General features: G+C 68.2%; 22 protein-coding genes. 10 read left to right on the forward strand and 12 right to left on the reverse strand.

What is annotated here, in order from left to right:
- A partial coding sequence (locus tag ON31_RS31830) for a serine hydrolase domain-containing protein (RefSeq protein WP_051038142.1) occupies positions 1–1,285 on the reverse strand: 1,285 nt, incomplete at its 3' end.
- Positions 1,286–1,299: 14 nt separating this feature from the next.
- Positions 1,300–2,292, reverse strand: coding sequence for an LLM class F420-dependent oxidoreductase (locus ON31_RS31835; protein WP_039818912.1), 993 nt, complete (start codon positions 2,290–2,292; stop codon positions 1,300–1,302).
- A gap of 139 nt (positions 2,293–2,431) precedes the next feature.
- On the opposite strand from ON31_RS31835, the gene ON31_RS31840 reads away from it, so the two are divergent.
- Together ON31_RS31840 and ON31_RS31845 are read left to right on the forward strand one after the other, a co-directional pair.
- The gene (locus ON31_RS31840; protein WP_255222345.1) at positions 2,432–3,793 is read left to right on the forward strand and encodes a M20/M25/M40 family metallo-hydrolase; all 1,362 of its coding nucleotides are present in this window, start codon (positions 2,432–2,434) and stop codon (positions 3,791–3,793) included.
- On the forward strand, positions 3,790–5,307 hold the full coding sequence (locus ON31_RS31845; RefSeq protein ID WP_039818913.1) for a YfcC family protein: 1,518 nt from the start codon (positions 3,790–3,792) through the stop codon (positions 5,305–5,307). The genes ON31_RS31840 and ON31_RS31845 overlap by 4 nt, the downstream gene beginning before the upstream one ends.
- A 171-nt stretch (positions 5,308–5,478) precedes the next feature.
- On the opposite strand, the gene ON31_RS31850 is transcribed toward ON31_RS31845, so the two are convergent.
- The gene (locus tag ON31_RS31850; protein ID WP_147287057.1) at positions 5,479–5,724 is read right to left on the reverse strand and encodes a hypothetical protein; all 246 of its coding nucleotides are present in this window, start codon (positions 5,722–5,724) and stop codon (positions 5,479–5,481) included.
- A gap of 284 nt (positions 5,725–6,008) precedes the next feature.
- On the opposite strand from ON31_RS31850, the gene ON31_RS31855 reads away from it, so the two are divergent.
- Complete coding sequence (locus ON31_RS31855; RefSeq protein ID WP_081592902.1) at positions 6,009–6,884, forward strand: helix-turn-helix domain-containing protein; 876 nt, start codon at positions 6,009–6,011, stop codon at positions 6,882–6,884.
- The gene (locus ON31_RS36085; protein ID WP_081592899.1) at positions 6,881–7,087 is read left to right on the forward strand and encodes a DUF397 domain-containing protein; all 207 of its coding nucleotides are present in this window, start codon (positions 6,881–6,883) and stop codon (positions 7,085–7,087) included. The genes ON31_RS31855 and ON31_RS36085 overlap by 4 nt, the downstream gene beginning before the upstream one ends.
- 141 nt (positions 7,088–7,228) lie before the next feature.
- Here the strand turns inward: ON31_RS36085 and ON31_RS31860 are convergent, their stop codons facing one another.
- From ON31_RS31860 to ON31_RS31870, 3 genes are all read right to left on the reverse strand, one after another.
- Complete coding sequence (locus ON31_RS31860; protein ID WP_039818917.1) at positions 7,229–8,947, reverse strand: HNH endonuclease signature motif containing protein; 1,719 nt, start codon at positions 8,945–8,947, stop codon at positions 7,229–7,231.
- Positions 8,948–9,153: 206 nt separating this feature from the next.
- Positions 9,154–9,534 carry a hypothetical protein gene (locus ON31_RS31865; RefSeq protein WP_039818918.1) on the reverse strand — a complete coding sequence of 127 codons (381 nt, stop codon included), beginning with the start codon at positions 9,532–9,534 and terminating at the stop codon, positions 9,154–9,156.
- 98 nt (positions 9,535–9,632) lie between these two features.
- Complete coding sequence (locus ON31_RS31870) at positions 9,633–10,634, reverse strand: alpha/beta hydrolase (protein ID WP_147287060.1); 1,002 nt, start codon at positions 10,632–10,634, stop codon at positions 9,633–9,635.
- A gap of 568 nt (positions 10,635–11,202) precedes the next feature.
- On the opposite strand from ON31_RS31870, the gene ON31_RS31875 reads away from it, so the two are divergent.
- The gene (locus ON31_RS31875) at positions 11,203–11,538 is read left to right on the forward strand and encodes a beta/gamma crystallin family protein (RefSeq protein ID WP_147287061.1); all 336 of its coding nucleotides are present in this window, start codon (positions 11,203–11,205) and stop codon (positions 11,536–11,538) included.
- A gap of 108 nt (positions 11,539–11,646) precedes the next feature.
- Here ON31_RS31875 and ON31_RS35075 read toward each other — a convergent pair whose 3' ends face one another.
- Genes ON31_RS35075 through ON31_RS31895 form a run of 3 tightly spaced genes read right to left on the reverse strand, consistent with a single transcriptional unit; the run spans position 11,647 to position 14,289 of the window.
- A complete protein-coding gene (locus ON31_RS35075) occupies positions 11,647–12,546 on the reverse strand; it encodes a DUF3558 family protein (protein ID WP_051038148.1) in 900 nt (299 codons plus the stop codon).
- 57 nt (positions 12,547–12,603) lie between these two features.
- Positions 12,604–13,200 carry a TetR/AcrR family transcriptional regulator gene (locus tag ON31_RS31890; protein WP_039818920.1) on the reverse strand — a complete coding sequence of 199 codons (597 nt, stop codon included), beginning with the start codon at positions 13,198–13,200 and terminating at the stop codon, positions 12,604–12,606.
- A 57-nt stretch (positions 13,201–13,257) separates the two neighbouring features.
- Positions 13,258–14,289 carry a poly(ethylene terephthalate) hydrolase family protein gene (locus ON31_RS31895; protein ID WP_147287063.1) on the reverse strand — a complete coding sequence of 344 codons (1,032 nt, stop codon included), beginning with the start codon at positions 14,287–14,289 and terminating at the stop codon, positions 13,258–13,260.
- A gap of 160 nt (positions 14,290–14,449) precedes the next feature.
- Here ON31_RS31895 and ON31_RS31900 point away from each other — a divergent pair, with 160 nt between their 5' ends.
- The 3 genes from ON31_RS31900 to ON31_RS31910 all read left to right on the forward strand — a co-directional run bounded on the left by ON31_RS31900 (position 14,450) and on the right by ON31_RS31910 (position 16,400).
- Positions 14,450–15,298, forward strand: coding sequence for an SGNH/GDSL hydrolase family protein (locus ON31_RS31900; RefSeq protein WP_039818921.1), 849 nt, complete (start codon positions 14,450–14,452; stop codon positions 15,296–15,298).
- Positions 15,299–15,333: 35 nt separating this feature from the next.
- Positions 15,334–15,810: a YiiD C-terminal domain-containing protein gene (locus tag ON31_RS31905; RefSeq protein WP_029926631.1), complete on the forward strand. Its 477-nt coding sequence runs from the start codon at positions 15,334–15,336 to the stop codon at positions 15,808–15,810.
- Positions 15,811–15,896: 86 nt separating this feature from the next.
- On the forward strand, positions 15,897–16,400 hold the full coding sequence (locus ON31_RS31910) for a hypothetical protein (protein ID WP_039818922.1): 504 nt from the start codon (positions 15,897–15,899) through the stop codon (positions 16,398–16,400).
- A 1-nt stretch (position 16,401) separates the two neighbouring features.
- Here ON31_RS31910 and ON31_RS31915 read toward each other — a convergent pair whose 3' ends face one another.
- Entirely contained in the window at positions 16,402–16,968 is a 567-nt protein-coding gene (locus ON31_RS31915; RefSeq protein WP_039818923.1) for a PadR family transcriptional regulator, read from the reverse strand.
- A gap of 15 nt (positions 16,969–16,983) precedes the next feature.
- Entirely contained in the window at positions 16,984–17,370 is a 387-nt protein-coding gene (locus ON31_RS31920; protein ID WP_039818924.1) for a VOC family protein, read from the reverse strand.
- Between the two features lie 186 nt (positions 17,371–17,556).
- Here ON31_RS31920 and ON31_RS31925 point away from each other — a divergent pair, with 186 nt between their 5' ends.
- Both ON31_RS31925 and ON31_RS31930 read left to right on the forward strand, forming a co-directional pair.
- Positions 17,557–18,210, forward strand: coding sequence for a TetR/AcrR family transcriptional regulator (locus ON31_RS31925; RefSeq protein WP_039818980.1), 654 nt, complete (start codon positions 17,557–17,559; stop codon positions 18,208–18,210).
- Positions 18,207–19,061, forward strand: a complete 855-nt coding sequence (locus tag ON31_RS31930) for a 3-hydroxyacyl-CoA dehydrogenase (RefSeq protein WP_039818925.1) — start codon at positions 18,207–18,209, stop codon at positions 19,059–19,061. The genes ON31_RS31925 and ON31_RS31930 overlap by 4 nt, the downstream gene beginning before the upstream one ends.
- Positions 19,062–19,083: 22 nt before the next feature.
- Here ON31_RS31930 and ON31_RS31935 read toward each other — a convergent pair whose 3' ends face one another.
- Positions 19,084–20,640, reverse strand: coding sequence for a putative glycoside hydrolase (locus ON31_RS31935; protein ID WP_255222347.1), 1,557 nt, complete (start codon positions 20,638–20,640; stop codon positions 19,084–19,086).
- Between the last annotated feature and the right edge of the window lie 135 nt (positions 20,641–20,775).

Genomic DNA, 20,775 nt, shown 5'->3' on the forward strand with positions numbered 1-20,775 from the left:
GCTGCCGCAGCACGATGAGCCAACCGGGCAGGGACATCTCGCGCTGCCGGTGCGCCCAGCGGCGCGAGCGCGCGACCGCGATACCCGCCAGCACCGCCACGGCGAGGGTGGCCGCCGCGAGTCCCCAGTCCGCGTAGATTCCGGCCGGTCGCCGCACCGTCGGTTGGTCGCCCCGGGCGATGTCGACCAGTCCGTCGGCGATGATCGACGGGTCCGACTCCAGCGCCATCCCCATATCGGTCAGCACCACGATGCCGTACCCGGTCTTGGGCAGCAGCACCTGCTCGGCGGTGTAGGTGAACCAGGACCCGGTGTGGTACAGCCGTCCGGGTTCGGTGTCGTCGACCTGCCAGCCCATGGCGTAGCGGGAGCCGCGCGGCGGGGTGTGCATGAGGTCGACGGCGGCGGGGGAGACCAGTTGCTGTCCACCGGCCCCGCGGCCGCCGTTGTTCTGCATGATGAGCCACTGCGCCAGATCCGCCGCGGTGGTGACGATGCCGTGGCTGCCGCCCACGAACCAGTCGATCTCGGGGACCGCGATCGCCTTCCCGTACAGGCGGATGTGGCCGCGCGGCAGGTCGGCGTCCCGCGGTCGGTCCACGGTGGTGCTCGCGTCCATGCCCAGCGGCCCGAAGACCCGCTCGCGCAGGTATTCCGCGTACGGTCGGCCGCTCACCATCTCCACCAGGCGCGCCGCGACCTGGTAGTTCGGATTGTGATAGTGGTAGTCGGTGCCGGGTTCGTCGGCCAGCGCCGCGCCGTGCAGCCGATCGACCGCCTCGGCGAGGGAATGCGCCTGGGGCCGTTTGAGATCCGGGAAGGCGCGGTCGGACATGCCCGAGGTCTGGTTCAGCAGCTGCCGCACCGTGATCGCCTCGGCGCGCGGATCGGCCATGCCGAACTCGGGCAGATACCGCCGCACGGGTGCGTCCAGATCGACCCGGCCCGCCTCGACGAGCTGCATGACGGCCAGTGCCGCAAAGGATTTGCTCAGCGAGGCCACCGGCATCGGGGTGTCGGCGGTGATGGCCGCGCCGGTGGAGTCGCGGCCGTAGCCCGCCACGTGCACCACCCGGTCGCCGTGGGTGAGGGCGACCGCCGCGCCCGGTAGTCCGGTGCGCGCCAGATAGTCCGTCAGGAACCGGTCGATCTCGGCCGGATCGACCTCCCCGGTCTGTGCCGACGCCACCGCGACCGTCGGCGGCAGGGCCGGCAGCAGCAGCATCGCGATCACGGCGAGGACCGCCGAACCCGAGATCCGCACCGTGTCCGCGAGTTTCCGCATACCTTCTCCCGATCTCAGCGCAGCGCTGGGATCACCTCGCGCTCGAACAACTCCATTCCGGAGGTGTCGTAGGCCGCCTCCGGGAAATTGAGAATGGCATATCCGAGGCCGAGTCCGCGTACGCGGGACAGATTTTCGACGACCTGTTCCGGGGTACCGACGGCGGCGGTGCCCCGCAACATATCGTTGACCTGCTGCTGCGCATTGTCTGCCCCCACAAATGGGGTCAGGCGCGCGGCGAGCGCCGCCAGCCGGTCCTCCACTTCCGCCTCGGTCGCGCCGATGGCCACATTGAAATTCGAGGAGCGGGTGATGGCGTCGAAATCGGTGCCCACCTCGGCGCAGTGGCCGCGCAGCAGTTCGGACTTGTGGGCGAATTGCTCCGGCTCGCCCGCGAAATTGGTGTATTGCGCGTACTGGGCGGCGATGCGCAGCGTCACCTTTTCCCCGCCGCCCGCGATCCACAGCGGAATACCGCCCTCCTGGATCGGCAGCGGCCGCACGATCGCGCCGTTCACCTGGTAGTACTTGCCGTCCAGGGTGGCCGCGCCGGTGCTCCACGCCTGCCGGAAGATCTCCACGCCCTCGCGCAGGCGGCCCAGGCGCTCACCGGCGGGTGGGAAGCCGTACCCGTAGGCGCGCCACTCGTGTTCGTACCAGCCCGCGCCGATGCCCATCTCCACCCGGCCCGCCGACACATGGTCGACGGTGGCGGCGACCTTGGCCAGGTAGGCCGGATTGCGGTAGGCCATGGCGGTGCACATCTGGCCCAGGCGCACCCGCTCGGTGCTCGCGGCGAAGGCCGACATGAGCGTCCACGCCTCGTGGGTGGCCTCCTCGGTGGGCACCGGCACGGTGTGGAAGTGGTCGTAGACCCAGATCGACTCCCAATCCGGGTTGGCGTCCGCGCGTCGCGCGAGATCGCGCATGACCGACCACTGTTCGGCCGGGTCGATGCCGACCAGGTCGAGCCGCCAGCCCTGCGGGACGAAGATGCCGAAGCGCACGGATATCTCCTTCGTGTGTGATCCGCTGTCGTTCCAGTCTGCCGTTCCGACGCTACAAGGCCGGAGCTCCGATCTCCGTTGCATAAAACTCGCCACAGGTTTGCTGATATTTGTCTGCGGAGTGGTTCGATGGGAAATCGTGGAGCCTCGCACCGATCTCGCCGCCACCGTCGACGCCCTCATGCCCGAGCTGAAAGCCAAGCTTGAGCGGCTCGTATCGATTCCCTCCATCGCCTTCCCCGACTACCCCCGGGAGAATGTGCAGCGGGCGCACGACTTCGTTGCCGAAGAATTGCGATCCGCTGGAATCGACGACATCAGGGTCCTCGAGCTGCCGCGCACCGCCCCGGTTGTGTACGGCCGCATCCCCGCCCCCGAGGGCGCGCCGACCGTGCTGCTGTACGCGCACTACGACGTCCAGCCGCCGGGTGACGCGGAACTGTGGCACACCCCGCCGTTCCGGCCGATCGAGCGGGACGGCGCGATCTACGGACGCGGCGCGGCCGACTGCAAGGCCAATGTGATCGCCCATATCGCCGCGCTGCGCGCCTACGGCGGCACCCCGCCGGTGGGCGTGATCGTGGTGATCGAGGGTCAGGAGGAGTACGGCTCCGACTTCGACGACTATCCGGCCGCGCATCCCGAGCTGTTCCGGGCCGACGCCATGCTCATCTGCGATGCGGGCAATCTGCGGGCGGGCACGCCGACCCTGGTGACCGCGCTGCGCGGGGTGGCCGATGTCTTCGTAGAGGTGCGGACGCTGGCCGCGCCCGTGCACTCGGGCCAATTCGGCGGGGCCGCACCGGATGCCCTGCTGGCGCTCATGGCCGGACTGGCTACCCTGCACGACGCCGACGGCAATGTGGCGGTGCCCGGACTGCGCCGCGACACCTGGACCGGAGCCGACTACACCGAGACCGAGTTCGCGGAGATCACCGGGATGACGCCGGATATGCCGCTGCTCGGTACCGGACCCATCGGGGAGCGCATCTGGTACGGCCCGGCGATCACCGTGATCGGACTCGACGCCCCGGCCGTGGAGACCGCCGCCTCGGCGGTGGTGCCCTACGCCCGCGCCTACCTGAACGTTCGCGTGCATCCGGAGCAGAACCCGGCCGAGGGACAGCGCGCGGTGATCGAGCATCTGCGCCGGGCCCGGCCCTTCGGCATCCCGCTGACGGTCAGCGGCGGCGATGTGGGCACCGGTTTCGCCGCCGGCACCGACGGCCCCGCCTACACCGCCATGCGCGCGGCCATGGCGAAGGCGTGGGGGACCGACGCGGTGGATTCCGCCATGGGCGGTTCGATTCCGCTCACCAACTCCATGGCCGCGGCCGCGCCGCACGCCGAGGTGCTCATGCTGGGTGTCGAGGACGCCAAGTGCAATATGCACGGCTACAACGAGCGGGTGCTGCTCAGCGAGCTGCGCAATGTGGCGGTGGCGGAGGCGGAGTTCTTCCAGCTGTTCGCCCGCACCTTCGCCGAACGGGCGGTCCGATGAGCGATACCGCCACCGCCGATCCCGCATCTCCGGAACACGAACGCAGCTGGACGTTCCCGTCCACCTACACGATCCTCGCGGGCGTCACGGTCCTGGTGTGGTTGGCGGCCTTCGTGATTCCGCCGGGGACCTACGACCACGACGACACCGGCCGCCCCGTCGCCGGGACCTATCACCGCCTCGACGAGTCGCAGAGTGTCGGCGACCGGCTGCGGGATCTGTTCCTGGCTCCCATCAACGGCCTCTACGGCGTGCAGGACGACGCGACCGGCCAGGTCGGCCCCGATATGTCGGGTGCGCTGTACGGCGCGGCGGCGGTATTCCTGTTCGTGCTGGCGGTCGGGGCCTTCATCACCGTCGCGTTCGGCACCGGCGCGCTCGACGCCGGCATCGGCCGTCTGGCCTACGCCCTGCGGCGGCGTTCCTTCCTGCTGATCGTCGGCATCATGGTGGTCTTCGCGCTGGCGGGCACGGTGGAGGGATTCGCGGAGGAGACCCTCGGCTTCTACGCCCTGCTGGTGCCGCTCATGCTGGCCCTGGGCTACGACCGCATGACCGCGGTCGGCGCGATCATCTGCGGTGCGGGCGTCGGCGTGCTGTGCTCGACGGTGAACCCGTTCGCCACCGGCACCGCGTCCTCGGCGGCGGGCATCCCCATCGGTGACGGCATCGTGCTGCGCCTGGTCATGCTGGTGGTGCTGACCGCGGTCACCGTCGGCTACGTGCTCTGGTACGCACGCCGCGTCCAGCGCGACCCCGAAAAGTCGTGGTCCGGTTGGCAACCCGGGGACCGGGAGGTGAAAGCCGAAGACCACGAACCGAACCCGATGACCCGCCGCCAGCAGGCCGTGCTGTGGCTGGTGACGCTGACCTTCGCCTTCATGATCTTCTCCATCATCCCGTGGGCCGAGGTGATCGACGGCCCGGACGCCGCTCCCTTCCCGTGGGAACTGGGTTGGTACTTCCCGGAACTCACCGCCCTGTTCCTGGTGGGCGCGGTGGTGATCGGCCTGGTCGGCGGCCTCGGCGAAACCCGCATGACGGAGGAGATCGGCAAGGGCTTCGGCGATTTCGTCGGCGCGGGCATAGTCATCGTCCTCGCCCGCGGCGTCACCGTGATCATGAACAACACCCAGATCACCAGCACCGTCCTACACGCCCTCGAGGGCGTCGTCACCGGCACCTCCTCCGCCTTCTTCGCGGTAGGCGTCTTCCTGGTGAACGTCCCCCTCGCCTTCCTGATCCCCTCCACCTCGGGACACGCCACCCTCGCCATGCCCATCATGGCTCCCCTCGCCGACTTCGCGAACGTCCCCCGCTCCCTGGTCGTCACCGCCTGGCAATCCGCCTCGGGCTGGGCCAACCTGGTCACCCCCACCACGGCGGTGGTCACCGGCGGCATCGCCCTGGCCAAGGTCCGCTACGACCGCTACGTCCGGTTCGTGGGCCCACTCATGGGCATCCTGCTCGTGCTCATCTGCGTGTTCTTGGCGGCGGGAGCCTGGATCGGCTGAGGCGCTGGCGCTCGCCGACCACCGCTCGGCGAGCCGACACCGCTCCGGATCACAATCCCGGTGCAGCGCGAGCACTGTCGACTCCTCGAACGTCCGGATCGTGGCCGGGTCCAGGTCGCAGTCCGCCAATTCGACAATGCGCGGAGCTTCGTACGTCATCCCCATACCCCGTCACCTGCGATGCTTCCCGGCCCGGCGGTGCCTGCCTCGCTCCACGGGCACCAGCACCCGATTGCGATGCAGCCGTCCGCAACGGATGAGGATGGCCCGCGCCGCGGCCTTGGCGGCGCACACGGTGACCGGATGCTCCCGGTGTAGATCCCAGACCAGCACCGCGTCCTGTTCGGTCCAGCGATCCGTGCCGGGTGCCGTGCAGTCGTCGAACGCCGTCGGGTTGTCTGTGGCTACCAACATCATCGACCTCTGAGTGGTGTGGGTGATGGAGCCCCTGATGGCCGGTACTTCGCGTGTTCCCTGAACCGTCGAACTGCGTGGGCACACTCAGCGATCCGAGTTGTGGTGTGGCTCGGGGGTTTCGGCTGTTCCCGGCCATCCGGGGTGAACTCAGTAGACACCCGACGGCTAAGAGATGGAACTTCCACCTTGTGTGAAACATGGCGGGGATGCCAAACTTTCAGAACGGCTACACCCAGCTCGGATACTTCCAAATCTCGCCCCCTTCAATAGCGAGGCTAATGGCCATGGCTGGATCGACCCTTGCGAGTAGAGCGCTCGGACGACTGCTTGCTCAGCATCGCACCCGAGCTGGGCTTACCAGGTATGCGGCAGCGCAGATCGTGGAGACCTCACAGCAAACTATCGGGCGGCTGGAAGACGGTCTGAAAACCAAAGTCCCCCAACTGTGGATCAATGCGTTCTCTGATGCATACGGTGTGGGCGACGAGGACCGCAGAGTGATGCTCGGGCTGGCCCAGGAACTCAACTCGGTGCAGAAGAACTGGTGGCGAGCCTATGCCGATGAGATGCGCCCGGGATTCGATCACTACATGGGCTTGGAGGCCGCTGCCCGCAAAGTCACCGCATGGAAGACCGCCATTGTGCCCGGTCTGCTCCAAACTCCCGCGTACCGCCGTGCGATGGCCTGGCTGGAGACGCCCGACATGCCGACCGGACAGGTCGAGAAACTGATCGAGGTCGCGGAGAAGCGACAGTTGCGCCTGCGCGATACCGACTTCGCCGTGGATGTGATCCTGTGGGAGGCCGTGATTCGTGACCAGATCGGTGGCCGAGGCGTCATGGCCGAACAACTCGACCGGCTCCTCGAAGTGAGTGAACTGCCGAACGTCACTGTTCGGATGGTTTCGTTCGACGCGGCAGGGCACCTGGGCTCCCGCGTAGGTTCATTCGTCCTGCTGGAGTTTCCCAAGTTGCCCGCCACCGGAATGGCCGAACCACCTGTGATCTATGTCGAGGAATGGGCCGGAGACCTGTACCTCGAACGAGAAGCGGAAGTGACGCGCTATCGCGAAGCTCTGGCCGAGATCAGCCGTGTAGCGTTGGATCCCGACACGACCAGGCACATCGTGTCGGCGACGGCAAAGGAGTACCGCGCGTGAACGTCGACCTATCCGAGGCCGAGTGGTTCAAGAGCAGTCACAGCAGTGCGCAAGGTGAGTGTGTGGAAGTGGCGCTCCTTGCGGGCGGAGCAGTGGGAGTCAGGGATTCGAAGAACGCTACGGGTTCTGCGCTGGTATTCATGCCCAGCGCGTGGGACGCGTTCGTAACGGGTGTGCAGACCGGCGAATTCGATGCCGGATGAGGTGACATGACGTGGAGGTCGCCCCAGCAGCCGGTCGACTTCAGCGGCATTCGCGGGTGCTTCGGCATGTTCGAGAACGACTTTCATCGTTTCCATTATTTCCCGCCCAGCGAAAATCGACCGGTATGTCCCCGGTTCTACTCAAAAGGGTGGGCTCTCCGCACCCCCATCAGAGCCGACGACACTGCACAAGGTGCCTCCGACAGTGACGGTGTGGTGGACGTCGCGGTGTGTGCGCAGGTGTCGTCGCCCTGGCGGGATGTAGACGTGGAGTAGTTCGGTGAGTGCGTTGACCGTCGGTCCTGGGTCGAGTAGCGGTGGATCGGGTTGTGGATCAACGGGTTCCACTAGGGTGGCGGCCACCGGCGCGTGCGGGAACAGGAATTTCGCGCCTTCGGGGCTGGTGGTGATCGTATCGCCGGAGGGGGTGCGCCATTCGATGCGCCGATGCGGATGGTGGGTGACCGTCCAGCCGTTCATGCCGTGGTCGGCGAGGGTTTTCAGGCGGTGGTGGCGGCGGCAGCGGCAGCCGAGGTTGTGTACGGTGGTGGGTCCGCCGGTGGTGGGGGCGTGGTGGTCGAAGGGCTGTTGGTGGTCGAGGTCGGTGGCCGCGGCCGGGACCGGGCAGCCGGGAGCGCGGCAGGTTCCATCGAGTGCTCGTACGCGGGCGGCGACCGTGGCGCTGGGGCGGTATCGCCATTCTGGTGAGTCCATCGCCGTTGGTGGGGGATTCATGTTGCGTGGGGGTATGGCAGCGGTGTCGTCGATCGTGGCAAGGCCGTTCTCAGCGACGTCCGGAGCTGCGGGTACACGGTCGGGGTCGGCGGGTTCGCCGATGACAGGACTGCCGTCGGCGAGCTCGACCGCTGCCGGTGCATGGATGTCGTCGGCGGATTCGATGGTCGGCGATCCTGCGGTGTGGGGTGTGGTGGTGTCGCTGCCGATTTCGTCGCTGGTTTCGGTGATGACATGGGAGCGGGCGTGGCGGGCGATCTGCCGCGCCAGATCGGCGTCGATCGCACCGAACCCCGCCAACAACCCCGGATTGTCCTGCACCCCCGCCAGGGTCGCCGCGCTGACACCGACCTGCACCAACGCCCGCCGCGCGGCCGACACCGGCGTGGTCGGGTCCCGGCGAGCACACTCGGGCAGCGTGCAGCCGCAGGTCAGTCGCCCGCTCCCGTCGGCCAACGCCACCAGGGCATCAGCGCGCCGCTGATTCATCGAGCGCGGATCGGCGGCACAACACTGACTGACAGCCATCTCCCGCAACCGTTCGAACAACGTCCAACCCCCAGCCGCGGGCAACACCGCATCGACCAGCGCGGTCCCGTCGTCGGCCGCACGCACGGCCACGTACCGTTCGCGTTCGGCCTCACGACGCCGCCGCGCCTGCCCGGCGGGGTCGAGCTCGAGCAGCTTCTTACGGATGGTGCGCCGCAACCGCGCGGGATCACTGCGCTCGGCACGGCCGACCACGTCTTCTTCCAACTCCGCGACCGTGTCGTCGGGTGCATTGACCAGCGTGTCGTGGATCGCGCGTACCCGCGCCAAATCGATCCACCCCTGCGCGAACGCCCGCCGGGTCGCGGGCAACCGCCCCAATCCCATCCCGAGCGCGATCAGCCCGTCCGCGCTGCGCTGCGAGACCCGCACCGCCACACCGATTTCCGTGGCCGCCGACTCCCCGGCATACCGCGCCGCGACCCCGGCCTCGAGCTGCTGGGCGCGCCGCAGCCGATACAGCCGTGTCATCAACTCGACCTCCTCGGCTTGGGCGGCGGCGATCTGCGCGTGTACCTCCCGCAGTCGCGCGACCAGCTCGTAGCTGGTGGCCTCGCCCGCGACGGTTTCGCTCATGTGTTCGAATCTACTGCCCGCGATCGCGACACGAAACCCCAGCTAGACCGACATGCCGAAGAAATTCAACCTTTCGATACGGCACAAGGCTGATCGAATGCTCGGCGTGATGATCCTTGGTACACCGGGATGTTCGAAGTCGTCGGTGGTGACGACAACGCGATCGAATCGGCTGAATGGCGATGCCTCCACATATTGGTTCAGAATCAGCCCAGTTCGTCCGATGAGGTGACAGTCCTGGCATCGTCGGCGTCCCAATTGCCCGACGCGCGCAGGCGGCGGAGGGACTCGCCATTGCCGACTGTCAGTGAACCACCGGTGTCGTAGGCAAAACCGTGACACTCGGTCAGTAGATCGAAGAGTATGCGCCAGATCAGCCTGCCAGCAGGCCGCCAGAAGGTCAGTACCCCGCTCCCCAGCCCGGTGACCTCGGTCCAGGCGTGTTCGATGTCAGGATCGCTGACGAATGCATCGGTGCCGACGACGTCCACGCCGTGCCGTCCGAATATCTCCTCGACTACCGCCGGGTCCAGAACTCCGGGTAGCCCCTGATCGTCGAGAGCAATCAGGTAGACCTCTTTGGACATCGCACCCTCCGTTGTCGAGTGATCGGATGACCCGGCTGTTCAACCAGGGGCGGAGCGAATCTCATACCGGGCATAGTCGGTGCTCCGAGCAGCCTCCGCTAGACCCCGACCAGGATCTCCGCCTCGGGTGCGGCCGAAACCACGTCTGTCACGGCCGAGTGCGCGGCGGCGGCATCGGCGGCGGGCGCGTGGGCGGGGTAGTAGGCGGCGGTTCTGGTGCCGGTGAAGTAGTCGGTGGCCCAGCCGACCGCGAGCGTCTGCAGGGTTGAGATGTTCACCGATGTCGGGTCGCCGCACACCAGGTCGCCCAGGGTGTCTCCGCTGGGGCCTTCGGCGTCGGTGTGTACTCCGGTACCGATGCGGATGCCGAGGTAGCGGCGGTGCAGCAGTCGCTGGAGGGTGTCGGTGCCGACGCCGAAAAGATTGCACGGTGAGGGTTTCGCGGCAATATCGAGAATCGGTAGGTCGGTGTGGTCGAGATCGGTGAGGGCTTGGTCGGTGTTGTCACCGAGGAAGGACTTCACCGGGTCGAGCAGGACGAGTCCGCGCAGGTCGGCGAAGGCGGCGGGGTGGTCGGTGTGCAGTCGGCGCGCGACGTATTCGACGGCCTCGCCGCCGGCCGAGTGCCCGACGAAGACCGTCTGCCGCGGCAGTCGCAGATCCGGGCGGTGCGCCGTCGCGGTAGCCGCGGCGAAGCTGCGCGCCAGCGAGTTGGTTGGTTCGGCATCGGTGGCGAACAGGTCGGCGAGGTTCCCGAGGAATCCGGTGTTGTCGCCGAGGTTCTGCAGGGTGCAACCAGCCGGATCCATGAACGGCAGCGAGGGTGCGAAGACGACGTATCCGGCAGCGGCGAAATGCTCGGCGAGGCTGGCCACATTCGCATTGCTCCGCGCGAAACCGTGTTGCAGCCAGACCAGGCCACCGGCGGGCCCGTCTGGCAGGTACCAGTCGGCGTTCAGATGCCGGACAGCATCTCCACAGGCGATGTCGACGGTCTCCGGTACCCGGTCGGGTTCGGCGTGCGCGACGGGTGTCGCGACGGTCGCCGCGGCGCAGGCGGCGGCGAACATGGCAGTGAGTACGAGACGACGAAGGTTCATCACCACTCCTGTGCGGAAACACGCTGCTCCGGGGCAGGAGCATGGGTTATCTGGACATACGCCCAATTGGGAACCTCGAGTGGGCCGCTGTCAAACGGACGGCAACAGATCACACAGGCAGGCGGGAGGAGGCCGACGTCAAACCATCGGCAGCAGTACTGACTCGGGAACGTCAACGGACTCTCCATCGAGCGCGCCCTTCCCAGCGGCGAGTCCATCCTGAAAACCGAAACCGAGACCCTGTATACCGCCGTCGACTGCATCCTCGCGCCCAGTAGAACGCGACGCCCGATACGGTCCACGAAACCAGCTGGGCCCCGTGGACGGCAGTGTGGCACGCTGTCACGCGCCGGTACCTCGCATCCGTAATCTGGACGGGTCAGGTTCAGATTTGCGGTGCGGGGAGCCTGCGAGAGCCGCACCGCGACAACGATTTCGGTCGTGGCCGGGGCCCCGGCGTACCGCGCCGCGACCTCTCGGTCCGGGTGAGGGCGATTCCACTGCGTATTCGATCGGTGTCGAGGATAATAGGCAGTTGTCCGACCCTCACGTGACCGAGGTGATCCGCATGCCCCCGACTTCCGGCAAGGCTCAGCTGTTCACCGACCGCGACTACGGCGGCGCGAGCGCGACTCTCGAGACCGGCACCTACAACATGGCCGGATCCGAGGTCGGCGACGACTCCCTCTCATCACTGCAGGTCGCGCCCGGATACGCGGTCACCGTCTACGCCCTCGCCGACTGTCAGGGCGCGAGTACGACATTCACCACCGACACCGCCTACGTCGGCGACGCGTTCAACGACACCATCTCCTCGGTCCGGGTCGACACTGCCGGTTCCTCGTCGACCGGCGCACCCGAGCAAGACCAACAGGTCGTGTTTGTTCAGCCACCGAGCTACTAGAGGCACAACAGCGCCCACGAACCTGTCGAATCCTGTCCGTCACTCGCGTTCAGCCTCGCAGTAATCCGTCCACGGCGGAGACGTTCGGAAACGGCTTTGATCGATCCGTCATACCCTGCGCCGCACCGTGAGCGCCATCAAGCGCTCCGCCGTCTCGCACGGATCACCGGTGGCCGACTGTACCCACCAGGTGACCGCGCCCGAATCGCTGGTGGTGACCCCGCAGGTAGCGGGTTGACCCGGCCGCCGTTGGGAAAAGCCCTGCCAGCCAGCGGAAGTGATGGCGGTGATCTGGTAGCCGAGTTGTCGCGCTATCCCCTCCTCCCGTTCCACCGAACCGTTCTCCAGCCAGCCGAAGGTCAGGTCCACGTGGCCGCCGATACGCCACATGCACACGGCCCCATGGAAGTACATTTCCGACCGGCCGGATTCGCCGACGGTCGACATGATGTCGTCCGGCGGGACCGCCGTGCATTCGTGGAGTAGTTCGTCGAGGCGTCCGGGTGGTTGCGTGGGGGCTGGCGCCCAGGCGTGTGCCCGGTCCACGGTCAGCCGGGCCAGCGGCCGCAGGACCGTGCAGTCGATGCCGGGGGCGAGGATGAGCCAGTGGAAGAAGTCCGCGCCGTCCTGGACCGCGACCTGGCACAGGCTCGTCGCGTTGGCGGTGAAGCCGTGGAAGCCGTCGATGGAGAAGTCCGCCACGGCCTTTCCGCTGACGGTGGCGATGGTGCGTTCGCGTTCGATGGGGCTGTCGCGGAACCAGGTGAACATGACCCGCCGGTCGCGGCCGGATGATTCCCAGACGCATTTGAGGCCGTTGCGGGCGACGGCCACCAGGGTGGGCAGGCCGGTGATGGTGCGGATGTCGTCGTCGCGCGCGCCGCCGCACTCGCCGAGGAATGCGCCCGCGGAAGGGGACGAATCAGGCTCCGGTGGGCTGTCTTTCGGGCAGCCGGACAGGAGTCCGGCGAACAGTGTCGCCGTGGCGATCACCATGGTCTTCCGCATGTATCCCCCTCGCACCAGCCCTGCTAGCGGGTGATCGGTGCGATCGCGCCGGGGGCCTTACTCCGGGATGCCCAGCAGCGCGGCCTGCACCTGCCGCAGCCGGTCCACGTCGCCGCGGATACCGGCCGCCGTGTCGTTGTAGAGGAAAGCTTCCAACAGCCGGATGAGAGTGTAGGCGAGCAGCTGCCGGTCCAGGATGGCGTGGTAGCCGTCCTCGTCCTCGGTGCGGGTGATGAGGTCCTCCACGGCGGCGACGGCCTTGGGCTGTACCGGTCCGTCGCTGGCGGTCAGCACCTTCAAGCCCACCAGGCGTTCGTTGTCCAGGTACCGTTGCAGCGGCGCGCTCGCGGCCAGCCAGTGGTTGGTGCGGTCCAGGGCCTCCAGGATGCGGTGTGCGCCTGTGGTTTTCCGGCGACTGTCGGCGAGCCGCAGCAGGCTCTCGAACTCATCGGCCAGGACCGCGCCCATGAGCCCGTCCCGGGAGCCGAACCACCGGTAGATCGAGGCCCGGCTCAGGCCCAGTTCGGCGGCGACGGCTTGGACGTCGACCCGCTCGCCCGCCAGGAAGGCCCGCCGGGCGAGTTCGACGACCTCCGCCTTGGTGGCCGAGGCCGGACGCCCGGGGGAGCGGGCGGGCTGCTGCCGAGTACTCACCGAGAAAATGATACGGCGTGTATCTCATGTATCTAACTCGGCGGTCACGGTCCCGAATCAGCGCAGTGCGCTCGCCAGGGCGTTGCGCTCCACGCTGACGAACGTGTCATCGGCGGGCAGCAGCCACTCGGGTCCGACGAAATACCGTTTCGCCGTCTCGTCCCCGAGCGCGAGATAGCGCAGCCAGGCCACCGCCACTCCGGCGGAACGATAGTGCGCGAGCCCGTCCACCGGCGAGAAATGGCTGACCCCACGAGCATTCGCGATCCAGGCCGGGGCGTGCACGGTCAGGTCGTACTGCCACCAGCGCACCCACGCGCCATCGGGAACCACGAAATCGTCGGAGCCGGTGAGGAACAGCGTCGGCACCCCGATCGACGCCCCGATGGCGAGCGGACCGGGTTGGACGGCCAGCACCCCGGCGACCCGCAGTCCCGGATCGACGAGCCCGGCGACGCCGGGAAACAGCGCACCCGCCTGCAATGCCGCCTGTCCACCGCCCGAATGTCCGGCGAAAACCGTGCGGCCGAGGTCGATACGGTGATGCAGCGGGGAATTCGGATCCCGGTGCGCGGCCACCGCCGCCGCCACACCCAGTGCGGGGACATGGATCAGGGAGTTGAAGAACTCGTAGGGGATCACGACCACGAAGCCGTGACTCACCCACTGCCGCGCCATGGCGTCGTACATGCCCGGATTGGCGTGATAGCCGGGCGTCAGGACGATCAGGGGCGCGGGCGGTAATGCGGCGATATCGGCCGGGTGGTAGACGTTCACGCCGACGGGTGAGTCGAGCCCGTTCGGAAACGCCCGGGTGCAGGTGAGATCCTCGCGATTGCCCAGCGCCTGGACCGCGAGCTGCTGCACCATGCCCCACACCGATTCCCGGCACGGATCGATGTGCACGGTGGTGGCCACCGGATGCGGGCCTGCGGTGTTGAACAGGCTCTGGACGGTCGGCGCGGGCGGGTGCGTCGGTTCCCGCGCCGTCGCGGTCCCGGGGAACCCCAGCATGGCCACCACGATCGCTACCGCGACCACGCGCAGCCCCACTGTGGCCAGATTTCGGCTCGTCACGGTCCTCCCCATCGAGGCCCCTCCTCGTCTCGGCGTGCGTCCACCCTCCCGCGCCCCCGGGCCGCCCGCATTGTTCGGCCACACAGTCCGCGCCCGCCTCCGGTGTGGCCCCGCCCATTGGGACGCGCGTCACCCGGTCGCAGAATGTGAGCCGGACCGAGGAGGAGATTCGATGAGTTCGAGAACCATCACCGCGGCACTGGCGGGTGTCGCCGCGACGGTGTTGTCCCTGGCGACCGCGACGGCCGCCCCGGCCGACGGCGGCGCGGAGTACGTCGCCCTCGGCGATTCGGGCGCGGCCACCACCGGCATCGTCAATTTCGACACCTCAGCACCCCTGAGCTGCGCACGCTCCACCACCAACTACCCGCATCTGGTGGCCGCGCGGCTCGGCCTGCGCCTGGATGACCGGACCTGTAGCTCGGCCCGAATCCCGCATCTCACGCAGTCCCAAGCGGCCGGTGTGCCACCGCAATTGGACGCGCTCGGTCCGAACACCCGCCTGGTGACCCTGCACATCGGCGCGAACGACGCCCGGTTCACCGCCCATCTGCTGGACTGCTACCTGGCCGCGGCGCGCGGCGGCTGCGCCGGAACCGCCGACGGCTGGGATGCCGATATCGACGCCATCGCCGCGCCCTATGCCGCCGCCCTGCGTGAGATCACCCGCCGCGCGCCGCATGCCGCGCTGGTGGTCGACGGCTGGCCGCGCTATCTGCGCGACGGCGGCTGCCCCGAGACGCTCGGCCTGGCCCCGGCCGACGCCGCCTACATCCAATCCAAGTTCGAACGCCTCAATGCGGTGGTGGCCCGCGAGGCCGCGGCCGTCGGCGCGCTCTATGTGGACACCGTCGCCGCCTCGGCGGGCCGCGACGCCTGCGCGCCCGCGGGGGTGCGCTGGTTCGATCCGCTGCTGGCCACCGAGACCCTGGTGCCGTACCACCCGACGGTGCAGGGCATGCGCGGCGTGGCCGACCGGGTGGTGGAGGCCGTGCGTGCTGCCGGAGTTCTGCCCCTCTGATTGACATCACCTGCCATCAGTTCATACTTGCGGGTATGAGTGACAACGAAGTCGGGACCGCCACCCCACCGCTGGCAGACGTGATCAACGGCGCGCTGGAATTCACCATTCCGGCCGCCCACCGCATGGGAGTGCGCGCCCTCGAAGTACGGCCCGGCTTCGCGGCCACCACCGTGCCCGCCGAGGGCAACGCCAACCATTTCGGCGCGATCTACGCCGGGGTGCTGTTCACCGTCGCCGAGATCCTGGGCGGCGCGATCGCCATCGCCAGCTTCGACAGCGCCGAGTACTACCCCCTGGTCAAGGATCTGCGGATCGCCTTCCGTAAGCCCGCCCGCACCGATGTGCGCGCCGAGGCCACCCTCGGCGAGGAGGAGATCGCCCGCATCACCGCCGAGGCCGCCGCCAACGGCAAATCCGACTTCACGCTGCGTGCGGTCGTCACCGACGCCGACGGTGTGCTGGTCGCCGAGACCGAGGGCCTGTACCAGCTGCGCGCCCACGGCAAGTAGCGCGTTGCCCGGCTGACTCCGATACGCCAGCCCGCCTTTCGGGCGGAATGTAGCCCCGCGGCCGACTCGTTCGCCAGGATGGGAGCATGGATCGGTTTCTGGTGCTGCACGACTACGGAATCAGCCGGGCCTGGTGGTGGGTGCGGGCGCGTTCGCCCCGGGAAATCCTCGAGACCTTCGCCGAGGTCGAGGTGATCGAGGACGACGAGTTGCTGGAGCAGGCGCGGCATCTGCGTCTGGACGAGACCGCGGTGGACGCCGACGACTTGCCGCCGGGCCTGCGGGACCTGCGGGATCAACGCCGGGCGCAGCGCTCGCGGCCCGGCTTCGGCGCACTGGTCGGCCGGGGCATCGTGCACCTGCGCCAGAGCGAGGGCGCGTTCGTCGCCCTGATGGAGCTGGGCCCCGACGGCCACCGACTACGCGAGGTGGCCATCGCCGGTGACGGCACCGTACTGCGCACCGGCGCCGACGAATGGCCCGCGCATCCGCCCGTCGACCTCTACGACCCGGAGCTGGCGCGGCACACCATCAGCCGCGACGAATTCGAATTCGCCTGGGCCGCGGCCGGAGCCGACGACGACGCCTGAATCAGACCGACTCGTCCGCCATACGGAAGGCGCCGCTCTCGAGGCGTTCGATGAGACCGTTGGTCCAGGCCGTCCGGCTGTCGGCGGTATCGAGCCAGAGCCCGACCACCGCACCCACCGGGCCCCACGTGTCCAGATCGGTACCCGACGGCAGCTCGGCGGTGATGCTGGCGCGCCACCGCGCCAATTCCGTCGCGCGGTCCCGGAGCAACCCGATCGCCTCCGCGCGCGGCAGGTCCTCGATCAGGCCCACGGCGGCGGCCAGCACATCGAGACGCGGGTCGCGGTGTGCCAACGCCGTGCGCAGGGACGCCAGGTATTCCGCGTCGCCCGCCTCGGTGATCTCGTACTCCACGCGGGGTGGCCCGCCGGCGGCGCTGGGCGTGCTGTCGTGGACGACCAGTAGCCCGTTCCTGGTCAGCGCTTTCAGCGCGTGGTACACCGAACCCGAAGTGGCGCGGGCCCATTCGTGCGCCCCCCAGGACTCCAGATCGGCGCGGACCTGATATCCGTGCGTGCGCCCGCGGCGGCGCACCGCGCCCAGCACGAGCAACCGAACCGCGGACACACGTCTCCTTCTCGGTCAGGCGGGTGAGGTTACCCACCACAGTGTGCCGAACGGGTCGACGAATCCGCCCGAGCGGCTGCCATCCGCTGCCACCTCGACCTCCCGTGCGGCTCGTGCGCCGACGGAAACCGCCCGCTCGAAGGTCTCATCGGCATCCGGGACGGTCGCCCAGAGCTGTACGTGCACGGGATCGGCGGGCGATCGCAGACAGCGGCCTCCGTCCGGTCCCGAGTCGGCGAAGTACACCACTGCGTCGCCGATTCGCGCCTCCGCGTGGATCACTCGCCGTGGATCCGTTTCCAGGGGGATGAGTTGAGCGATCTCGGCGTGGAATGCGCGTTCCAGGAACTCGCGGAAGATCTGGGCGTCGTCGACCATGACGTAGGGGGTTACGGCGGACATCACTACCTCCTTATTAGCCAAATTTGGCTAGTGCCATTCTAGCCAAATTTGGCTAGTTGTCCATGGCGCGGGGGATCGGATCTCGACGAGGCCCATTCGCGGGTGCAAGCTGGGAGGGGTTGCGCAATCGGTTGCTACGAGTACGCTCATTAATGAGTGTGCTCACTGATGGACCGGGAGGTGCACATGGTTCATTCGCCTCGGGACGTGCGGGGCGGGCGGCGGGCTCGGAAGATGCTGGACAAGCAGGGCCGCATCTTCGAGGCGGCCGCGCATCTCTTCGCCGAAAACGGATTCGAGCGGGTGACCACGCAGCAGATCTCCGATCGTGCGGATATTGCCGCCGGGACGCTGTTCCGGTATGCGGCATCCAAGGGTGAGCTGCTGCTCATGGTCTACAACGAGGAGTTCCGGGCGGCACTGGACGCCGGGGAGCGGGTGGCGCGCGAGCGGACCGATCCCGGGGCGGCGATTACCGCGCTGGTCCGCCCGGTGCTCGACCTCGCCGCCCGCCGGGTCGAGAACACCATCGCCTATCAGCGGGAACTGCTGTTCGGGCCGCCCACCGAGCAGTACCGCGCCGAGGGGCTCGCCCTCGTGCAGCGGCTCGAATCCACCATCGCGGACATACTCGCGGCATCGGCCCGATCGCGCGGGGTCGAGCCGCCGGACATGCACGAGCGGGCCGAGCTGGCCGGACGCAGTGTGTTCGCCGTCCTGCATCTCGCGCTCGCCCAGCCCTCGACGGGCGCCCATGCGGGCCATGACGCCGCCGCGGACCTGCGGGGGCAGATCGCACAGATCGTCGCCGGATTCCTGGCGCGGAAAGGAGAACAATGAGCATCGAGATTCGCAAGGTCACCGTGCTGGGGACCGGAGTGCTGGGTTCGCAGATCGCCTTCCAGACGGCATTCAGCGGATTCGACGTCACCGCCTACGACATCGACGGTGAGGCGCTGGACGCGGCGCGCGAACGGTTCGCCAAACTGGCGGGCATCTACCGCTCCGATGTGCAGGGCGGCGGTGACGGCAAGGCGGAGCAGACCGCCGAATCCATTACGCTCACCTCGGATCTGGGCGATGCGGTGCGCGACACCGACCTGGTGATCGAGGCGGTGCCGGAGGTGCTGGCCATCAAACAGGAGACCTACGAGAAACTGGGCAAGCTCGCGCCGGAACGCACCATCTTCGCCACCAACTCCTCCACCCTGCTGCCCAGCGCCATGAAGGACTTCACCGGGCGGCCGGACAAGTTCCTCGCCCTGCACTTCGCCAACCAGGTGTGGAAGTTCAACACCGGCGAGGTCATGGGCACCACCGACACCGATCCGGCGGTCTTCCAGGCGGTCGTCGACTTCGCCGCGGCCATCGGCATGGTCCCGATCGAATTGCACAAGGAGAAGGCCGGTTACGTCCTCAACTCCCTGCTGGTGCCCTTCCTCAACTCCGGAATCTCCCTCGCCGCGGGCGGATACGCCGAACCCGAGGCCGTGGACAAGACCTGGCGCATCGCCACCGGCGCCCCCATGGGCCCCTTCCAGATCCTCGACGTCATCGGCCTCACCACCCCCTACAACATCCTCGCCAATGGCGACGAGAACGGTCGGCAGCTGGCGAAGTGGCTGAAGGACAACTACATCGACAAGGGCAAGCTCGGCATCGCCACCGGCGAGGGCTTCTACAAGTACTGACGCCCGCTCGGCCCGGACCCGATCAGCTCGGGTCCATCGCGCCGCCGTGATAGCGGGAGGCGGCGTTCCACAGGAAGAAGCTGTCGATGCCGCGGGCCGCGGTGGCCTCGATCTGGGCGCGGACCTCGGCATCGCCGTAGGTGACGCCGAGGCTGAAGTCCTGCAGCCACGGGATCACCTTGGCATTGGTGCCCTCCACTTGGCGGTGGAAGTCCTCCAGGGAGCGGAAGATGATGTCGTAGGGCTGGGCGTTGGGATTGGCCACGCCGTACTCGCCCGGATTCCAGTGCGAGGGATAGAGCATGGGCGCGACGTAGTCCACGTGCGGCGCCATGAGCCGGATGTCCTGGGCGATCTGGTCGGGGCGGGTGGAGGCGATGCCGAAGACCGCGGCACTCTGGTACGCGCCCGCGTCGCGCACCGGAGTGCGGCTCTCGCGCAGGAATTCGGCGATGGAGACGCTGGCGTTCTCCGTCAGGCCCGGGAAGGCCATGCTGGACAGCGACCCGTCGGGGCGACGGACGTAGTCGTACATCACCTCGTCGAAGCCGAGCCGCGCGGCCTCCACCGCCAGATCGATGTTGTACCTGCGGATCTCAGGGTGGGCGAAGTTCGTGAACGCGATGGCCCCGTAGTGGCTGGAATACGGTGCGCCGCCGCTGTTCTGGATCACCCAGTCGCGGCGGCCGTTGTGCCACGCCCACTCCGCCATGGTCGGGTCGCGGAAGGCCACGATCCGGCCGACCACCCGCAACCCCATGTCGTGCAGCGTCCGCAGCGCGGTCGGAGCGTCGTAGATGGTGGTGGCCGCACCCGACTCGCGGGCCAGCGGCACCTGGGAGTCGTAGCCGACGACCCCGTCCTCGTCCTTGATGTCGAGCTGCACGGTGTCGATCCGGCCCTCGCGCGCCAGATCCAGCACCGCCTCCCGCAAACCGTCGTGCGACCAGGCGTGCGCGGTCACGTGCACCGCGCGAATCCGCGGCACCTCCACCCGGGTGGTGATGGGCTGCCTGGTCTCGTTGCCCGCCGCGTCCGCGGCCACCAGTGCCGCGCCGACCGGGGCGTTGGGCAGCGTGAGTTCGAAGGTGCCGTCGTCGGCCACCTCGACCGGCCGCCCGTCCAGGGTGAGGCTGTCCGCGCCGGAGACCGTGCCGCTCAGGGTCACCGGTTCGCGGTAGGACCCGACCGTCTCCGGCTGGCTGACCTCGAGCGACGGCGGTCGCGCATCGACGGTGAAGGTGCCGGTCGTGCCCGGGCCGGTGCGCAGCGCGCCGAACGGTCCGCCCGGCGGAATCTCCGCGGTGAGGGTGTGCGGGCCGTCGGCGAGCTCACCGGGCCGGAACACCACGGTGTCACCGGACACCTCGCCGGTGACCGTCTTCCCGTCGAGTTCGAGCCGCACCGCCTCGGCGTCGTGACCGCTGGCGTCCACCACCAGCGCCAGCTCCCGCAGCGCGGCGGCGTTCACGACCCCGTCGGGAAGTCCGTTGAGCGCCATCCCCTCCGGGTCACCGCGCAGCGCCCCCGCCGTCAGCGCGATGACCACGATCATCACCACCGCGATCGCGACCACCACCGCCGCCCGCATCCGTCCAGCACGCGGAATCCGCCTCAACAACCCGTACACCCACTCTCGTTCGACTGCCTCCCCAGTCTCTACCGGGGAGGCCGTCCGTCATGCCATCTTCACAACTCTGGTACCAAATCGATT

Source organism: Nocardia otitidiscaviarum NBRC 14405 (genome assembly GCF_000308635.1).
GTDB classification, from domain to species: Bacteria; Actinomycetota; Actinomycetes; order Mycobacteriales; family Mycobacteriaceae; genus Nocardia; species Nocardia otitidiscaviarum.